This is a genomic window from Rhizobium sp. 25PS6 (genome assembly GCF_032464655.1).
GTDB lineage: Bacteria > Pseudomonadota > Alphaproteobacteria > Rhizobiales > Rhizobiaceae > Rhizobium > Rhizobium laguerreae.
The window spans coordinates 169,584-185,803 of the sequence record NZ_JAWDIV010000003.1; the positions used below are offsets into that span (position 1 = coordinate 169,584).

The following is a 16,220-nucleotide window of genomic DNA, read 5'->3' on the forward strand; positions in this document are numbered from 1 at the left end:
GGCGTTTTCCTCTATATATTGGCATTCCGAAAACGGCATTCCGGCTGGCAACGAGGAGAGCGGCGATGGTCGCAAAGACTGACATTCGTGCTTTTGACACAGGCCATCCGCTGAAGGTGATGGATCCCATCTGGGACAGCCTGCGTGAGGAAGCCCGGCTCGCCGCCGAACGGGACCCGGTTCTCGCCGCCTTCCTCTATTCGACCGTGATCAACTACCATTCGCTCGAGGAATGCGTCATCCACCGCATCTGCGAACGTCTCGATCACCCCGACATGCAGGCGAACCTGCTTCGCCAGACCTTCGAGGAAATGCTCCTCGATTGGCCGGACTGGAGCTCCATCCTGCGTGTCGATATCCAGGCGATCTACGACCGCGATCCCGCCTGCCTGCGCTTCATGGAGGCGGTGCTTTATTTCAAGGGCTTCCACGCGCTGCAGACGCATCGTCTCGCCCATTGGCTGCTGAACCGCGGCCGGCGTGATTTTGCGCTTTATCTGCAGAGCCGCTCCTCCAGCGTCTTCCAGACCGACATCAATCCGGCCGCCCGTATCGGCAAGGGCATCTTCCTCGATCACGCCACCGGCCTTGTCGTCGGCGAGACGGCCGTCATCGGCGACAACGTCTCGATCCTGCACGGCGTCACACTCGGCGGTACCGGCAAGGAGGGCGCTGACCGCCATCCGAAGATCGGCTCCGGCGTCATGATCGGCGCCGGTGCGAAGATCCTCGGCAATATCGAGATCGGCTACTGCTCACGCGTCGCCGCCGGCTCGGTCGTCCTGAAGGCGGTGCCGCCCAAGAAGACGGTTGCGGGCGTGCCGGCCAAGGTCGTCGGCGAGGCCGGTTGTTCCGAGCCGTCGCGCAACATGGACCAGGTGATCGGCGCCGATATCTGAGCGCCCATTGGAAACAAGGATAGCAAAAGTCGGCGGGATCCGAACGGGGAGGGCCATGAGCAAACGGCAACCTTGCCTTTACACCGCTGCATTTCTTGTGCAAGAAGCGGCCAATCAGGACCGCTTACGGAGATGACAGAGTGAAGCCAGAAGAAATCAAGAAGCTCGACGCCTATTTCAAGCGCATGTTCAACCCGCAGATGATCGTCAAGGCGCGTCCGCGCAAGGATGATTCTGCGGAAGTCTATCTCGGCGAAGAATTTCTGGGTGTCGTCTATATTGATGACGAGGACGGCGACCGCTCCTACAACTTTTCGATGGCGATCCTCGACGTCGATCTCTGACCGCGCTCGAATGCTTCAAAGGGACCGAACGGCGCGATCCGTTCGGTCTTTTTTGTTTTTTCGATTCGGCGCGAGAATTTGTTCAAAACTTCCGGTTGCGGCATTCTGATATATTTTAGCAAAATCAATTAAAGACGTACGTGCCCCGACGCGTGGGCTTTGTTATATGATTGTCATGCAACTCCTGGGCGTTTTGCAACGCACAAGACTACTTGACTATTTGTGCGTTGCAGCTACCCTGCCGCCACCAACAGCCCAACGGAGGATGGCTCATGTTCAACTTTGACGATGCTAACAAGAAGAGCAAGGAAGCCGTCGACACGGCACTGAAAAACTATTCCGACACCACCAAGGGCTTTCAGGCGATCGCCGCTGAAGCCACGGAATATTCGAAGAAATCCTTTCAGGACGCGGTGACGCATTTCGAAACCCTAGCCGGCGTCAAGAGCTTCGAGGCCGCTTTCGAGCTGCAGACGAGCTACGTTAAGGCGTATTTTGAAGGCTTTGTCTCCGAGACCACGAAGCTCAGTGAGATGTATGCCGATCTCGCCAAATCAGCCTACAAGCCCCATGAAGCACCGATCGCCGCTGCCGTCGTCAAGAGCGCCAAGTCGGCGCCGTCGGCGACGCCTGCTGCCGCATGAATTGATTTTGACGGCGCAACCTGCGCGACATATTGAAAAACGAGGACCGGCTACGCATCTGTGGCCGGTCTTTTTGTTTCCGCTTTCGCTGCAGCGCCCGCATGGGATCGACCAGGGACTTTTTTGGTCTTTCCCGTGCATGCCGGCCATTTCTTGATTGCAGTGTCTGACAGGGGGCTTAAAATCAGCCTATTATGAACTAAGTTAGTGTTTCAGATATTCGGCGGGAAAAGCACCCTCCCATGCTCCGCCGGATTGCTTGAGGAATGAATGACAATGATCGCAAAGCCGATCCGGATGCAGAACGACAGCGAAAGGAACGGGGACAACGCAAATCGAACCTCGGTCATCACACGCACCAAGCCGAAGACCAAAAAGCCCAACCTCTATCGGGTGCTGCTTTTGAATGACGACTACACTCCCATGGAATTCGTCATCCATATTCTGGAGCGTTTTTTTCAGAAGGATCGTGAAAGTGCCACCCGCATCATGCTTCATGTCCATAACCACGGCGTTGGCGAATGCGGAATATTCACATACGAGGTAGCGGAAACGAAGGTCAGCCAGGTGATGGACTTCGCCCGGCAGCACCAGCATCCGCTGCAATGCGTCATGGAAAAGAAGTGAGGATCTGAACGTGCCAACATTTTCGCCTAGTTTAGAGAAGGCGCTCCATCAGGCACTGACCTTTGCCAACGAGCGGCACCACGAATATGCGACGCTCGAGCATCTGCTGCTCGCCCTGATCGACGATGCCGATGCGGCCGCGGTCATGGGTGCCTGCAATGTCGATCTCGACACCTTGCGCAAGACGCTCGTCGAATATGTCGATAACGAACTTTCCAACCTGATCACCGGTTATGACGAGGATTCGAAGCCGACCTCCGGCTTCCAGCGCGTCATCCAGCGTGCCGTCATCCACGTGCAATCGTCTGGCCGCGAAGAGGTGACCGGCGCCAACGTGCTCGTCGCCATCTTCGCCGAGCGCGAAAGCCACGCCGCCTATTTCCTGCAGGAGCAGGAGATGACCCGCTACGATGCCGTCAACTATATCTCCCACGGCATCGGCAAGCGGCCGGGCGCTTCGGATGTGCGTCCCCCGCGCGGCGCTGAGGAAGAAGCCGAAAGCAGCAAGCCGACGGCGCGCGGCGGCGAGGAAGAGGGCGGCCCGAAGAAGCAGCAGGATGCGCTCAAGGCCTATTGCGTCAATCTCAACGAGAAGGCCAAGGGCGGCAAGATCGATCCGCTGATCGGCCGTCACGCCGAGGTCAGCCGCACCATCCAGATCCTGTGCCGCCGTTCGAAGAACAATCCGCTCTACGTCGGTGATCCCGGCGTCGGCAAGACGGCGATCGCCGAAGGCCTTGCCAAGCGCATCGTCGAAGGCAAGGTTCCCGAAGCCCTCGCCGATGCGACGATCTTCTCGCTCGACATGGGCACGCTGCTCGCCGGCACGCGCTACCGCGGCGATTTTGAGGAGCGCCTGAAGCAGGTCGTCAAGGAACTGGAAGAATATCCGGGCGCCGTGCTCTTCATCGACGAGATCCACACGGTGATCGGCGCTGGCGCCACCTCGGGCGGCGCGATGGATGCATCGAACCTGCTGAAGCCGGCCCTATCATCGGGCGCGATTCGCTGCATCGGTTCGACCACCTACAAGGAATACCGCCAGTTCTTCGAGAAGGATCGTGCGCTGGTCCGTCGTTTCCAGAAGATCGACGTCAGCGAACCGTCGATCGAAGATGCGATCGAGATCATGAAGGGCCTGAAGCCCTATTTCGAAGAGTATCACCACCTGCGTTATTCGAATGATGCCATCAAGTCGGCCGTCGAATTGTCGGCCCGCTACATCTCCGACCGCAAGCTGCCCGACAAAGCGATCGACGTGATCGACGAAACCGGTGCGGCCCAGATGCTGCTGCCGCCGTCCAAGCGCCGCAAGCTGATTACCGAAAAGGAGATCGAGGCAACGGTCGCCACGATGGCGCGCATTCCGCCGAAGACCGTCTCCAAGGACGATGAAGCGGTGCTCGCCAATCTCGAGCAGGAACTGCGTTCTGTGGTCTACGGCCAGGATATCGCGATCGAAGCTCTTTCGACCTCGATCAAGCTGGCACGTGCCGGTCTTCGCGAGCCGAACAAGCCGATCGGCGCCTATGTCTTCTCCGGTCCGACCGGCGTCGGCAAGACCGAAGTGGCAAAGCAGCTGGCATCGTCGCTCGGCGTCGAACTCCTGCGCTTCGACATGTCGGAATATATGGAGCGGCACACGGTCTCGCGTCTGCTCGGTGCACCTCCCGGCTATGTCGGCTTCGACCAGGGCGGTCTTCTGACCGATGGCGTCGACCAGCACCCGCATTGCGTGGTCCTGCTCGACGAAATCGAGAAGGCCCATCCCGACATCTACAATATCCTCTTGCAGGTCATGGACCACGGCACGCTGACCGACCATAACGGCAAGAAGATCGACTTCCGCAACGTCATCCTGATCATGACGACCAATGCGGGTGCGTCGGAAATGGCCAAGGCGGCGATCGGCTTCGGCTCGTCCAAGCGCACCGGCGAGGACGAGGAGGCGCTGACCCGCCTGTTCACGCCGGAATTCCGCAACCGTCTCGACGCGATCATTCCTTTCGCGGCGTTGCCGACGGCCGTCATCCACAAGGTCGTACAGAAGTTCATCATGCAGCTGGAGGCCCAGCTTTCCGAAAGGAACGTCACCTTCGACCTGCACGAGAATGCGATCGCCTGGCTGGCGGAAAAGGGTTACGACGAGAAGATGGGCGCCCGCCCGCTTGCTCGCGTCATTCAGGATACGATCAAGAAGCCGCTTGCCAACGAGATCCTCTTCGGCAAGCTGAAGAAGGGCGGCGTCGTCAATGTCACCGTCGGCCCGAAGGAAGACGGCAAGCCCGGCATCGTGCTCGAAGCCATCTCGGAAACGGCGCCGATCAAGCCGAAGCCCGAAGCCGAAGTCGTGCATCCCGAAGCCGAGGATGGGGATGACGGCGAGCTGAAGACGAAGGCGGCCCGCAAGACCCGCGCCAAAGCGGTGCCGCAGGCCGAGCCTGAGGTCCGCGAAGCCCCGAAGAAGGGAAGCGCGGTTCCGAAGGTTCCACGCAAGAAGTAAGATACCGTCACCGAATTGGAAAAGGCCGCGTCACTGCGGCCTTTTTCGTGTCCGGATCTACATGCGCCCTTTCAGAGCTTGGTGTAGTCGATCTCGAGAAAATCGGCGACCTCGGGCACCCAGCGGTCGCGGACGAAGGCGACATGCAGGGGATGGAGGTTGTACGTGTCGTAGCCAGCCTGATCGTCGAATTCCATCGAAAAGCCGAAGGCATAAGCATTCTTTGGACTCGTCTGCCGAAGCTGCTCGAAATTCCGCACGCTCGGGATCTTGGCAAGCACCAGCGCGTCGGAGAGGAACGACGTTTCTTCAGCCGAGCCGGCTTCGTGCTTCAGGCGGAATGCGACAGTATGGCGGATCATGATCTTGTTCCAAATAATTGTCTGGATTGAATTCTCTCAAATCGACAGGGGTTGACCTTACCCCAGCGCTGCTCTGATCTTTTCGGCATTGCCGGCAAGCACGGCGCCGTCCTCCATCTTGCCGGAATGCGGCTTGAGGGCCATGCCTTCATGCCGCGGGATGACATGGAAATGCAGATGGAATACCGTTTGCCCGGCCGCCGGCTCGTTGAACTGGGCGACGAACACGCCATCGGCGTCGAAGACGTCCTTGACCGCCTTGGCGATCTTCTGGACCACGGTGATCGCCTGGGTGAGGGTGGCTGGATCGGCATCGAGGATATTGCGCGACGCCGCCTTCGGAAGGACGAGCACGTGGCCCGGCGCCTGCGGCATCACATCCATGATGGCCACGGTATGCTCGTCCTCGTAGACGCGGTGCGAGGGGATTTCGCCGCGGAGGATCTTGGCGAAGATGTTGTTGTCGTCATAAGCGGCGGGGTTGGTCATCGCGAAAATCTCCTCGTTTCCAGATTATTCGGGTAGCGCGGCCGGTGCGGCGGCGTCAATCCTCCTGCTGACGCTCGCCCTTGCGGAAAGGGCTGTGCTCGGTCAGCAACTCGCTCATCTGTTCGACATCGGCGCGCTCGCGCGCGAGATAGTCGCCGATCGCCCGGCGAAGGCCGGCATGCGCGACATAATGGGCGGAATGTGTCGTCACCGGCAGGTAACCGCGGGCGAGCTTGTGTTCGCCCTGGGCGCCGGCCTCGACACGTTTCAGCCCTTTCGAAAGGGCGAAGTCGATCGCCTGATGATAGCAGACCTCGAAATGCAGGAAGGGATGATCCTCGATGCAGCCCCAGTGACGGCCGTAGAGTGTATCGCCGCCGATGAAGTTGATCGCGCCGGCGATATAGCGCCCGTCGCGTTTGGCCATGACGAGCAGGATATCGTCGGCCATGCGTTCGCCGATCAGCGAGTAGAACTTACGGGTGAGGTAAGGCCGGCCCCACTTGCGCCCGCCAGTATCCATGTAGAACTTGAAGAATTGATCCCAGATGCGTTCCGTCAGGTCGCGGCCGGTCAGCCAGTCGATGCTGATACCGTTTTCGAGGGCGGCGCGGCGCTCCTTGCGCAATGCCTTGCGTTTACGCGAGGCAAGCGTTTCGAGAAATTCCTCGTGATTGGCATAGCCGTCATTGATGAAATGGAACTGCTGGTCGGTGCGGTGCAGATAGCCGTCCATCTCGAAGACGCCGATCTCTTCGTCCGGCACGAAGGTGATGTGGGCCGAGGAGATGCCGAGCCGGCGCACCACCTCCTTCAGGCTTTCGGCGATCGCGCTCTGGATCGGCAGTCGCTGCAGCCCTTCGGTGACAAGAAGCCGCGGGCCCGTCGCCGGGGTGAACGGGATCGAGCACTGAAGTTTGGGATAATAACGCCCGCCGGCCCGCTCGAATGCGTCGGCCCAGCCATGGTCGAAGACATATTCGCCCTGGCTGTGGTTCTTGAGATAGCCGGGCAGGGCGCCGATCAGTTCGCCGCGCCCGGTCTCGAGCAGCAGATGGTGGCCGAGCCATCCGGTCTCGGCGTCGGCGGAGCCGGATTCCTCCAGCGACGATAAAAAGGCGTGCGAAACGAAAGGGTTGTAGGCAATCGCAGTGCAGGTCTTCGACGCCCCGGAAAGCCTGGACCAGCTCTCCGGGGAAATCGCGGTGAAGGAGCGTTCTACGCGAATGGATAATTCATCAGTCATGGGACAAATGCGAAGCCTGTGGGAGGATAGTCTCGGCTCTGCCTTACAGCGCCGCGCGTCTTTTCAGACGCGCAAAGGACGCTGTAACGCTTTGAGTTGCTGCATAATTTATCCTCAAATGGATCCGATTTAAGGAGTTATGCAGCAGTCTGCGCATGATCTTGGCCAAAAAGCGAGCGTCAAGCAGTCGCACGCGGATCGAAGCCTTCGAAGGTCATCTGGTCTGCATTGGCGAATGTGCGTCGGCGCGCCTCTTCGTCACGCACCGTCCAGGTGATGACGGGAATCCCCTTTTCGCGTTCGCCGGTGATGAAGGCATTCGGCAGGTCGTCATAATAATAAGAGATGAAATCGAGACCGATCTCGATCGCCTTTTCATGCGTCTTGAACTCTTCCGGCGTGTTGCCGTTGGCGGTCAGCCCGAGCGGGTAGGGTGAGCCAAGCGCCTTCAGGTCGCGCAGCAGCCAGTGGTCGAAGCTCATCAGCGCCACCTTGCCCTCATAGCCTTCGAGGACCTCGAGCACAGCTTCGGCGAAACCTTCGTCATCGGCCTCGCGCCCCTTGAGCTCCAGCACCAGTGGCACCTTGCCTTCGACGAGATCGAGAAGCTGGCGCAGCGTCGGCACCTTGTCGCTCGTGCCGCCAACGGCGATCAGTCCGAGTTCCCGGGAGGTGCGCTCGCGGATGTCGCCGTTGAGATTGCACAGGCGCTGCAGGTCCTCGTCGTGAAAGATGACCGGCACGCCGTCGGAGGCGTAGTGCAGGTCGCATTCGATTGCAAAGCCCGCTTCGACAGCGCGCGAGAAGGCCGAAAGCGTGTTTTCCCAGACATGCGTGTTGAGGTCGTGATAGCCGCGGTGGGCGACCGGCAGTTCCCTGATCCAGGCAACATTGGTCATTTTGCGATTTCCATGATAGCGTCTATCTCGACGGCGGCATTCAGCGGCAGGGCCGCCATGCCGACGGCGGCACGCGCATGTTTGCCGGCTTCGCCAAGCACGCCGGCAATCAGGTTCGAAGCGCCGTTGATGACGAGATGCTGCTCGACGAAGTCGGGCGCCGAGGCGACGAAGCCGTTGAGCTTGATAACGCGCCGGATGCGGCCGAGATCGCCGCCAAGTGCCGCCTTCGCTTGGGCAAGGATGTTGATGGCGCAGAGTTCGGCGCCGCGCTGACCCGTTGCAACGTCGACTGTCGTGCCGAGATGGCCCGAGACAGTGACCTTGCCGCCTTCGAGCGGCAGCTGGCCGGAGATGTAGAGAAGATTGCCGCTGATGACATAGGGAACGTAATTTGCAGCAGGTGCTGCGGCTTCGGGAAGGGTTATCCCCATCTCAATCAGGCGAGCCGCAATTTCATCGGGCATTTTCGTCTCCGCTTTTGTTGTCAATTCTTCAAAAATTATGCATCAAGACTAGATTCTTCAATATGACAGTTTCGAGCCTCGATTTGGCCGAAAGCGTTCTTATAACATCGCGACCGAGTCCAACAGGAGTTAATGAATGTTCCGATCGAGTCTTGTCGCTCTGCTTCTCGCCAGCGTTTCCGCCAATGCATGGGCGGCTGCGCCCGCGGTTAGCGCTGCGATCGCGACCGGCCTCGTCGCCCATCGCGCGGTCTACGATCTGGAACTGAAGGACGCTTCGGACCGCTCCGGCATCGCCGGCATGTACGGTCGCATGGTCTATGAGTTCGACGGCAGCTACTGCCAGGGCTTCACCACCAACTTCCGCTTCGTGACGCAGATCGAGACCGACGACAGCGTGCGTGTCAGCGACCAGCAGACCAAGACCTTCGAGAACCTGAAGGACGGCAAGTTCACCTTCGACACCAAATCCTTCACCGACGACCAGCTCGATAAGGAGGTCAACGGTGCGGCTCAGGACCAGCCCGATGGTGTCAAGGTCGATCTCAAGCAGCCGGCGAGCCGCGAACTGCAGCTGTTAGAAAGCCGCTTTCCCACAGAACATATGCTCGATGTGATCCAGCACGCCAAGGACGGCAAGCGCTTCTTCGAGGCGCGCGTCTTCGACGGTTCAGACGACGGCGACAAGTCGCTGGCGACGACGACGATCGTCGGCAAGCAGCAGACGCCGATCGCCGAGGAAGCCGATGCCGGCAATGCCGGCGCCTTTTCCAAGACTGCCTTCTGGCCGGTGACGATCGCCTATTTTAACGAGAATGCGAAATCGGATGCTGTGCCGGTCTACCGCATGTCCTTCAAGCTCTATGAGAACGGCATCACCCGCGACCTGACGATGGATTATGGCGATTTCGTCCTGACCGGCAAGCTCGCCAAGCTGGAATTGCTCGACCGCAAGGCCGAGGTTTGCAAGTAGGCGACGGGGTCTCGCCTGTCATAAAACTGTATCATAAAATTCACTATGGTTCGGCGATCAGCGATGACTGAGTCGCCGTCTGTCGTCCTGCTTTTCGGGTCGGTGCGATCCTGGCGGCCAAGCCATTGCGATGACGTCTATCTGCTAGACTGCGTAGCCATTACGCATCGCAAGCTTGAAAGCCCGAACCATGGCCGACACCGATCTCGCGACTGTTCAGAATGCCGCCCTGCCGGTTGTTGTCGCCGATCCGGCGGAAATTGCCCGCATTTCCGATAGCATCAACATCACCGACCGTGCCGGCATCTCGGTCTATGGCGACCGTGCCCAGCAGGCGGTCAGCGATTATGCCGACAGGATCCTGCGCGAAGTCCGCAACAAGGACCTCGGCGATGTCGGCCGCCTGCTGACCGACATCATCCTCAAATCGAAAAGCCTCGATCCGGCATCGCTGAAGGATAAGGGTTTCCTCAGCCGTATGTTTCTCTCGGCCAAGGCCCGGCTCGAACGCTTCAAGGCGGAGTTCGAAGACGTGGCCGGCCAGATCGACCGGATCGGCCTGGAACTCGACCGCCATAAGGATACGCTGAGGCGCGACATTGCGCTGCTCGACGACCTGCATGAGGAAACCAGGCAATCGATCATGCGGCTCGAGGCCTATGTTCAGGCCGGCAAGACTTTCGCCGAGCGTTTTCGCAGCGTCGAGCTGCCGAGGCTGAAGGCGCAAGCCGAGGCGGCAGCGACCGGCCCCGGCGGCGGCATGCTGGAGGCACAGACCTATCAGGACAGCCTGCAGGCGCTCGACCGGCTGGAAAAGCGGGTGTTCTACCTGCAGCAGGCACGCCAGCTCGGCATCCAGCAATTGCCGCAGATCCGCATCGTTCAGGCGGGCGATGAGACGCTGATCGAGAATCTGCAGGCGACTTCGGCGCTGACGGTGCCGGCCTGGAAGCAGAAGATGGTGATCCTGCTCGGCCTGACGCGGCAGAAATCGGCGCTCGACCTGCAGAAGGCGGTGACCGACGCCACCAACAACATGATCCGCCAGGCATCCGAGATGATGAAAGACCAGGCGATATCAATCGAGCAGCAGTCGCAGCGCGGCATCGTCGATATCGACACGCTCGCCAAGGCGAACAGGGATCTGATCGATACGATATCAGGCGTGCTGCAGGTTCAGGAGGAGGGGCGCCGGAAGCGGGTGCTTGCCGAACAGCAAATGGAGCAGATGACGATCGAACTCAAGAAGGCGATGACCCAGGCGTGATCGGCAAGATGACGATGCGAGCACTGCTTTCAGGCCTGGCATGTCTTGCCGTTCTGCCTCTTGCCGGCTGCAATCCCTTTGGCCAGGGACCGGATTTCTCGGTCGTATCGGGATCGGAGAACACCGTTCTGCAGCCGATCGTTGAAGAATTCTGCAAGCAGAAGAACGCCACCTGCACCTTCAAATATGAAGGGACGCTCGATATCGGCCTGGCGCTGCAGAGTGACCAGGGCGTCGAGCAGGATGCGGTCTGGCCGGCCTCCAGCGTCTGGGTCGACATGTTCGACACTAAGCGCCGCGTCAAGAGCCTGACCTCGATCGCCCAGACGCCGGTGGTACTGGGCGTGCGCAAGTCGAAGGCCGAGCAGCTCGGCTGGATCGGCAAGGACGTCTTCATGAAGGACATTCTCGCTGCGGTCGAGGGCGGATCGCTGAAGTTCCTGATGACCTCGGCGACGCAATCCAACTCGGGCGCCAGCGCCTATCTTGCCATGCTGTCGAGCGCGCTTGGCAACAAGCCGGTGATCGAACCCGGCGATCTCGACGACAGACACGTCCAGGAGAGCGTCCGGTCATTGCTGTCAGGTGTCGTGCGCTCTTCCGGCTCTTCCGGCTGGCTTGCCGATCTCTATGTCGAATCCGCCGGCAAGGGTACGATCTATGACGCGATGTGGAATTACGAGGCGGTGCTGAAGGAAACCAACGACAAGCTCGCCGCCCTGTCTCAGGAACCGCTTTATGCGATCTATCCGGCTGATGGTGTGGCCATGGCGGATTCGCCGATCGGTCTCGTCGATCATGGCCGTGGGCCCGAAGTCCAGACCTTCTTCAACGATCTGCTCGCCTATCTGAGCTCCGCCCCGGTGCAACAGCGCATCGCCGATACCGGCCGGCGCATTCCGTTGACCGGCGTAGCCGCAAAACCGGAGCCAAGCTGGAATTTCGATCCCGCCCGGCTGGTGACGGCAATCCGCATGCCGGAGGCGGGCGTCATCCGCCAGGCGCTCAACCTTTATCAGGCCGCGCTGCGCAAACCGTCCCTGACCGCGCTCTGCCTCGATTTTTCCGGTTCGATGCAAGGTGACGGCGAGGATCAGCTGCAGAAGGCGATGCGCTTCCTGTTGACGCCAGACGAGGCGAGCAAAGTGCTGGTGCAATGGTCGCCCGCCGACCAGATCATCGTCATTCCCTTCGACGGCAGCGTACGCAACACGTTCATGGCGAGTGGAAATCCGCTGGAGCAGGAAGGGCTGCTGAACGAGATTTCCCGGCAGAAGGCCAATGGCGGCACGAACATGTATGCCTGCGCCGAACGGGCTCTGCAGCAGATTGCCCGAACCGACAGGCTCTCGACTTATCTGCCTGCCATCGTCATCATGACCGACGGCAAGTCAGATGATCAAAGCCAGGCCTTCACCAGAGATTGGAAGGCGATGGAGCCGCATGTGCCGATCTTCGGCATCACATTCGGCGATGCCGACAAGACCCAGCTCGACAGCCTCGCCAAGCTGACCTCGGCGCGCGTGTTCGACGGCGGCTCGGATCTCGCCACCGCCTTCCGCACAGCGCGAGGCTACAATTAGGACAGGCATGCGCAACTGGCTCGGCAATGACGGCAACTGGATCGTGGCGGGACTGGCTGCGGCAATCACCGTGCCGCTCTTGAGCTTTGCCGCCGGCATGCCCTTCTGGATCGCCGCCATCATCGCCCTTCTGGTCTTTGCCGGCCTCATCATCCTGCTCGCGCCGCGCCGGCTGTTCGAAGGCCTCGATACCAAGAGCATCGGCAGCGGACGCGTCGCCTTTGCCCGCGACCTGCTGGAGGCCGCCGGTCCCTTTGCGCAGAGGCTGGAGACGGCCGCCGGCACGATAAGCGATCGTCAGACGGCAGCCGCAGTCCGGCATCTCGCCGAAATCGCCGCCGATGTCTTTCGCAAGGTTGAAGCCAAGCCCGAGAGTGCCAATGCCGTGCGGCGGTTCCTCTCCTATTATCTGCCGCGAGCTGCCGAGGTGGCGGAGGGATTTGCCGTCATCGAGGCCAAGCGTGTTCCCGACCCCAAGCAGCTGGAGGAGGTGCGCGGCGTGCTGGTCAAGCTCGAAGAGGCCTTCGTCCATTATGCCGACAGCCTGGTCGATGAGGAACTCGGCACGCTCGACACCGATCTGCGCCTCATCCAGGCATCGCTCAAAGAGGATATTGGACACTGATGGCCCTTTCTCGTCGTGCCTTTGGAGTGGGACTGCTCGGAGCCGGCGTCGTCGGCACCGGCGGTTATTTCGCCGTCCGGGATCGGCCGGAATTGCAGGGCCTGCTCGGCAGCCGCACGACGCTGTTCGGCTTCGTCGGCGGCGAGAAGGAAGCCTTCCTGGCCGACCCCGACGTCATCAGGGCGCTTGGCGGATATGGATTGACGGTGGGCAGCCGCGTCGCGGGCTCCGTCGAAATGGTCCGCGAACAGGCGCTGCTGTCGCAGCATCCGCAATTCCTCTGGCCGTCCTCCTCAATCATGGTCGATATCGCCCGGCAGAACGGCATTTCTATCCGTAACGACCGCGTTGTGCTGAACACGCCGATCGTCGTCTATTCCTGGCAGCCCGTCGTCGATGGACTGATGAAAGCGGGATTGGTGACGGTGACGAACGAAGGCCATCATCAGCTCGACCTCAAGGCTTTGCTGGATGCGATCCTGGCCGGATCCGACTGGTCGAAGCTCGGCGTCAATTCGCTCTACGGCCGCGCCCGCATCGTCTCGACCGATCCCAACCGCTCCAATTCCGGCTTCATGTTCGCAGGCCTGGTGCTCAGCCTGTTCAGCGGCAATGTCGCGACATCCGGCGATCTCGCCACCTTTGGCGGCAAGGTGCAGGCGATCTTCCGCAACATGGGCTTCAAGTCGCCGTCCTCAGGCAAACTTTTCGACCAGTATCTCGCAGGCGGCCTCGGCGGCGAGCCGATGATTGTCGGCTATGAAAATCAGCTGGTCGAATGGATCCTCGCCGATCCCCAGCGCTGGGAGCGCATCAAGACGGGCGCCGGCGCTAAGCCGGTGGTGCTCTATCCGCGCCCGACCGTCTTTTCCGCGCATCCGCTGATCGTCGTCGATGAGAATGCCAACCGACTGATCGAAGCGCTGGTGAGCCCGAAGCTCCAGGAGCTTGCCTGGACGAGACACGGCTTCCGCGGTCCGCTGGGGACCGCCACCGGCAACGCCGACGGCGCGATCGGCACCCTGCTGCCAGCCGAGGTCGATGCCATCCTGCCGATGCCCGACGCAGGCGTCATGCTGTCGCTGCTGCCGACGCTGGCAAGCTGAGCCGCCAGGTTTTTTCGGCATAAGCCTTGCTTTTGCGCCAAATCGAATGTATGGGCACCGGCATTCCACACGTAAGGCATGGGATCGTCCGGGAGAAATCCGGACTGTTCCGCCCGGTGGCATCCTCGAAGAGGGTGCTGTTCGCCTTGCGGAGGTTCAACCGGAAAAGGAGTAACAAGGCATGGCATTGCCTGATTTTTCTATGCGTCAGCTGCTTGAAGCAGGCGTCCACTTCGGCCACCAGACGCATCGCTGGAACCCGAAGATGAAGCCGTACATCTTCGGCGATCGCAACAACATTCACATCATCGATCTGGCCCAGACCGTTCCGATGCTGTCGCGCGCCCTTCAGGTCGTCAGCGACACCGTTGCCCGCGGCGGCCGCGTTCTCTTCGTCGGCACCAAGCGCCAGGCGTCTGAGATCATTGCCGACAGCGCCAAGCGCTCGGCCCAGTACTACGTCAACTCGCGCTGGCTCGGCGGCATGATGACGAACTGGAAGACGATTTCCAATTCGATCCAGCGCCTGCGCAAGCTCGACGAGATCCTGAACGGCGAAGCCCAGGGCTTTACCAAGAAGGAACGCCTGAACCTGGAGCGCGAGCGCGAAAAGCTCGACAAGGCTCTTGGCGGTATCCGCGATATGGGCGGCACGCCCGACCTGATGTTCATCATCGACACCAACAAGGAAAAAATCGCGATCGATGAAGCCAAGCGCCTCGGCATCCCGGTTGTCGCCATCATCGACTCGAACTGCGATCCGGACCTGATCGACTATCCGATCCCGGGTAACGACGACGCATCGCGCGCGATCGCTCTTTACTGCGAGCTGATCTCCCGCGCCGCCATCGACGGCATCGCGCGTCAGCAGGGCTCTTCCGGCCGCGATCTCGGCGCATCCTCCGAAGTTCCGGTCGAACCGGCTCTCGAGGAAGCAGCCGAAGGCTGATGAAGGCGGGCGGATCGAAAAGGTCCGCCAATGCTTGCAGAGACTGGGAAAGGCCGCTCGCGACTCATCGAAGTTCGGCGGCCTTGCCCGTTTCAAGGGGAGGGCGTCAGGCTCTCCGTCCGATAAGTTTCGTTATGACGCGTCTTCATCACGCTGTCATACATACAGGTACATTTCGTGCCTCAATCCGGTGCCGAGCCGCGCTTTGCGGTCCACCGTATGAACCGACAAGAGGAAGCTAATGAGCGAGATTACGGCTGCAATGGTGAAGGAACTGCGCGAAAAGACCGGCGCAGGCATGATGGACTGCAAGAAGGCTCTTGCTGAAACCGCTGGCGACATGGAAGCGGCGATCGACTGGCTGCGTGCCAAGGGCATCGCCAAGGCCGACAAGAAGTCCGGCCGCACCGCTGCCGAAGGCCTCATTGGCGTTTCGAGCCAGGGCACCAAGGCCGTCGTCGTCGAAGTCAATTCCGAAACCGACTTCGTCGCCCGTAACGATGCCTTCCAGGAACTCGTTCGCGGTATCGCCAAGGTTGCCGTCTCGACCGACGGCACCGTCGATGCCGTTGCCGCTGCTAACTACCCGGCATCCGGCAAGTCCGTGTCCGACACGATCAAGGATGCGATCGCAACGATCGGCGAGAACATGAACCTGCGCCGTTCGGTCGCTCTCTCGGTCGAGGACGGCGTCGTCGCCACCTATATCCACAATGCTGTTTCCGACGGCCTCGGCAAGCTCGGCGTTCTCGTTGCGCTGAAGTCGACCGGCGACAAGGAAGCCCTGAACGCCATCGGCCGCCAGGTCGCCATGCACATCGCCGCGACCGCGCCGCTGGCGATCCGCCCGGAAGAAGTCGATGCCGCCGTCGCCGAGCGCGAGCGCAACGTCTTCATCGAACAGTCGCGCGCCTCCGGCAAGCCGGACAACATCATCGAAAAGATGGTCGAAGGCCGCATGCGCAAGTTCTTCGAGGAAGTCGCCCTTCTCTCGCAGGCTTTCGTCATCAATCCGGATCTGACGGTCGCAGCCGCCATCAAGGAAGCTGAAAAGGCCGTCGGCGCGCCGATCGAGGTTGCCGGCATGGCCCGTCTGCTGCTCGGCGAAGGCGTCGAGAAGGAAGAAACCGACTTCGCGGCCGAAGTCGCTGCTGCCGTCAAGGGTTGATCTTCCAGCCATAATTGGGAAAACACGAAGGGCATCGCGTGACAACGCGGTGCCCTTCGTGTATCGGGC

General features: G+C 60.5%; 17 protein-coding genes. 12 read left to right on the plus strand and 5 right to left on the minus strand.

Translation table 11 applies throughout. The features are described 5' to 3' along the window. Positions 1-65 precede the first annotated feature (65 nt). The 5 genes from cysE to clpA all read left to right on the plus strand — a co-directional run bounded on the left by cysE (position 66) and on the right by clpA (position 5,017). Complete coding sequence (gene cysE, locus RWK44_RS05515; protein ID WP_003539276.1) at positions 66-899, plus strand: serine O-acetyltransferase; 834 nt, start codon at positions 66-68, stop codon at positions 897-899. 140 nt (positions 900-1,039) lie between these two features. Continuing rightward, positions 1,040-1,243, plus strand: coding sequence for a DUF3126 family protein (locus RWK44_RS05520; protein WP_003539277.1), 204 nt, complete (start codon positions 1,040-1,042; stop codon positions 1,241-1,243). Positions 1,244-1,515: 272 nt separating this feature from the next. Continuing rightward, positions 1,516-1,887 carry a phasin family protein gene (locus RWK44_RS05525; RefSeq protein WP_077981121.1) on the plus strand — a complete coding sequence of 124 codons (372 nt, stop codon included), beginning with the start codon at positions 1,516-1,518 and terminating at the stop codon, positions 1,885-1,887. A gap of 276 nt (positions 1,888-2,163) precedes the next feature. Next, on the plus strand, positions 2,164-2,514 hold the full coding sequence (gene clpS / locus RWK44_RS05530) for an ATP-dependent Clp protease adapter ClpS (protein ID WP_017988219.1): 351 nt from the start codon (positions 2,164-2,166) through the stop codon (positions 2,512-2,514). A gap of 10 nt (positions 2,515-2,524) precedes the next feature. Continuing rightward, positions 2,525-5,017, plus strand: coding sequence for an ATP-dependent Clp protease ATP-binding subunit ClpA (gene clpA / locus RWK44_RS05535; protein WP_077981120.1), 2,493 nt, complete (start codon positions 2,525-2,527; stop codon positions 5,015-5,017). A 71-nt stretch (positions 5,018-5,088) separates the two neighbouring features. Here clpA and RWK44_RS05540 read toward each other — a convergent pair whose 3' ends face one another. The 5 genes from RWK44_RS05540 to RWK44_RS05560 all read right to left on the minus strand — a co-directional run bounded on the left by RWK44_RS05540 (position 5,089) and on the right by RWK44_RS05560 (position 8,480). Continuing rightward, positions 5,089-5,379: a Dabb family protein gene (locus RWK44_RS05540; protein ID WP_077981119.1), complete on the minus strand. Its 291-nt coding sequence runs from the start codon at positions 5,377-5,379 to the stop codon at positions 5,089-5,091. 57 nt (positions 5,380-5,436) lie between these two features. Further along, on the minus strand, positions 5,437-5,868 hold the full coding sequence (locus RWK44_RS05545) for an HIT family protein (RefSeq protein WP_316028509.1): 432 nt from the start codon (positions 5,866-5,868) through the stop codon (positions 5,437-5,439). Positions 5,869-5,923: 55 nt separating this feature from the next. Beyond that, on the minus strand, positions 5,924-7,114 hold the full coding sequence (locus tag RWK44_RS05550; protein WP_168256466.1) for a GNAT family N-acetyltransferase: 1,191 nt from the start codon (positions 7,112-7,114) through the stop codon (positions 5,924-5,926). A gap of 179 nt (positions 7,115-7,293) precedes the next feature. Then, positions 7,294-8,013: a glycerophosphodiester phosphodiesterase gene (locus RWK44_RS05555; protein ID WP_222061596.1), complete on the minus strand. Its 720-nt coding sequence runs from the start codon at positions 8,011-8,013 to the stop codon at positions 7,294-7,296. Beyond that, positions 8,010-8,480 carry a RidA family protein gene (locus RWK44_RS05560; protein ID WP_131663935.1) on the minus strand — a complete coding sequence of 157 codons (471 nt, stop codon included), beginning with the start codon at positions 8,478-8,480 and terminating at the stop codon, positions 8,010-8,012. Before RWK44_RS05560 ends, RWK44_RS05555 begins: the two co-directional genes overlap by 4 nt. Positions 8,481-8,616: 136 nt before the next feature. Here RWK44_RS05560 and RWK44_RS05565 point away from each other — a divergent pair, with 136 nt between their 5' ends. The 7 genes from RWK44_RS05565 (at position 8,617) to tsf (ending at position 16,151) form a co-directional block, all read left to right on the plus strand. Further along, positions 8,617-9,453 (plus strand): cell envelope integrity EipB family protein, encoded by an 837-nt coding sequence (locus tag RWK44_RS05565; protein ID WP_131663936.1) that lies wholly within the window; start codon positions 8,617-8,619, stop codon positions 9,451-9,453. Positions 9,454-9,643: 190 nt separating this feature from the next. Beyond that, positions 9,644-10,720, plus strand: coding sequence for a toxic anion resistance protein (locus RWK44_RS05570; RefSeq protein ID WP_316028510.1), 1,077 nt, complete (start codon positions 9,644-9,646; stop codon positions 10,718-10,720). A 14-nt stretch (positions 10,721-10,734) separates the two neighbouring features. Further along, on the plus strand, positions 10,735-12,303 hold the full coding sequence (locus RWK44_RS05575; protein WP_168281965.1) for a substrate-binding domain-containing protein: 1,569 nt from the start codon (positions 10,735-10,737) through the stop codon (positions 12,301-12,303). Positions 12,304-12,310: 7 nt separating this feature from the next. Further along, entirely contained in the window at positions 12,311-12,928 is a 618-nt protein-coding gene (locus RWK44_RS05580) for a 5-bromo-4-chloroindolyl phosphate hydrolysis family protein (RefSeq protein WP_316028511.1), read from the plus strand. After that, a complete protein-coding gene (locus tag RWK44_RS05585) occupies positions 12,928-14,034 on the plus strand; it encodes a substrate-binding domain-containing protein (protein WP_316028512.1) in 1,107 nt (368 codons plus the stop codon). The genes RWK44_RS05580 and RWK44_RS05585 overlap by 1 nt, the downstream gene beginning before the upstream one ends. A 181-nt stretch (positions 14,035-14,215) precedes the next feature. After that, positions 14,216-14,983: a 30S ribosomal protein S2 gene (rpsB, locus tag RWK44_RS05590; RefSeq protein ID WP_003539287.1), complete on the plus strand. Its 768-nt coding sequence runs from the start codon at positions 14,216-14,218 to the stop codon at positions 14,981-14,983. 241 nt (positions 14,984-15,224) lie between these two features. Then, complete coding sequence (gene tsf, locus RWK44_RS05595) at positions 15,225-16,151, plus strand: translation elongation factor Ts (RefSeq protein WP_020049775.1); 927 nt, start codon at positions 15,225-15,227, stop codon at positions 16,149-16,151. Positions 16,152-16,220: the final 69 nt, after the last annotated feature.

What these genes read in the sequence shown, in the direction of transcription:
- cysE (WP_003539276.1), top strand. Translation starts at nt 66, where the DNA reads ATGGTCGCAAAGACTGACATTCGTGCTTTTGACACAGGCCATCCGCTG.
- RWK44_RS05525 (WP_077981121.1), top strand. Translation starts at nt 1,516, where the DNA reads ATGTTCAACTTTGACGATGCTAACAAGAAGAGCAAGGAAGCCGTCGAC.
- clpS (WP_017988219.1), top strand. Translation starts at nt 2,164, where the DNA reads ATGATCGCAAAGCCGATCCGGATGCAGAACGACAGCGAAAGGAACGGG.
- RWK44_RS05540 (WP_077981119.1), bottom strand. Translation starts at nt 5,379, where the DNA reads ATGATCCGCCATACTGTCGCATTCCGCCTGAAGCACGAAGCCGGCTCG.
- RWK44_RS05545 (WP_316028509.1), bottom strand. Translation starts at nt 5,868, where the DNA reads ATGACCAACCCCGCCGCTTATGACGACAACAACATCTTCGCCAAGATC.
- RWK44_RS05550 (WP_168256466.1), bottom strand. Translation starts at nt 7,114, where the DNA reads ATGACTGATGAATTATCCATTCGCGTAGAACGCTCCTTCACCGCGATT.
- RWK44_RS05555 (WP_222061596.1), bottom strand. Translation starts at nt 8,013, where the DNA reads ATGACCAATGTTGCCTGGATCAGGGAACTGCCGGTCGCCCACCGCGGC.
- RWK44_RS05560 (WP_131663935.1), bottom strand. Translation starts at nt 8,480, where the DNA reads ATGCCCGATGAAATTGCGGCTCGCCTGATTGAGATGGGGATAACCCTT.
- RWK44_RS05565 (WP_131663936.1), top strand. Translation starts at nt 8,617, where the DNA reads ATGTTCCGATCGAGTCTTGTCGCTCTGCTTCTCGCCAGCGTTTCCGCC.
- RWK44_RS05570 (WP_316028510.1), top strand. Translation starts at nt 9,644, where the DNA reads ATGGCCGACACCGATCTCGCGACTGTTCAGAATGCCGCCCTGCCGGTT.
- RWK44_RS05575 (WP_168281965.1), top strand. Translation starts at nt 10,735, where the DNA reads ATGCGAGCACTGCTTTCAGGCCTGGCATGTCTTGCCGTTCTGCCTCTT.
- RWK44_RS05580 (WP_316028511.1), top strand. Translation starts at nt 12,311, where the DNA reads ATGCGCAACTGGCTCGGCAATGACGGCAACTGGATCGTGGCGGGACTG.
- RWK44_RS05585 (WP_316028512.1), top strand. Translation starts at nt 12,928, where the DNA reads ATGGCCCTTTCTCGTCGTGCCTTTGGAGTGGGACTGCTCGGAGCCGGC.
- rpsB (WP_003539287.1), top strand. Translation starts at nt 14,216, where the DNA reads ATGGCATTGCCTGATTTTTCTATGCGTCAGCTGCTTGAAGCAGGCGTC.
- tsf (WP_020049775.1), top strand. Translation starts at nt 15,225, where the DNA reads ATGAGCGAGATTACGGCTGCAATGGTGAAGGAACTGCGCGAAAAGACC.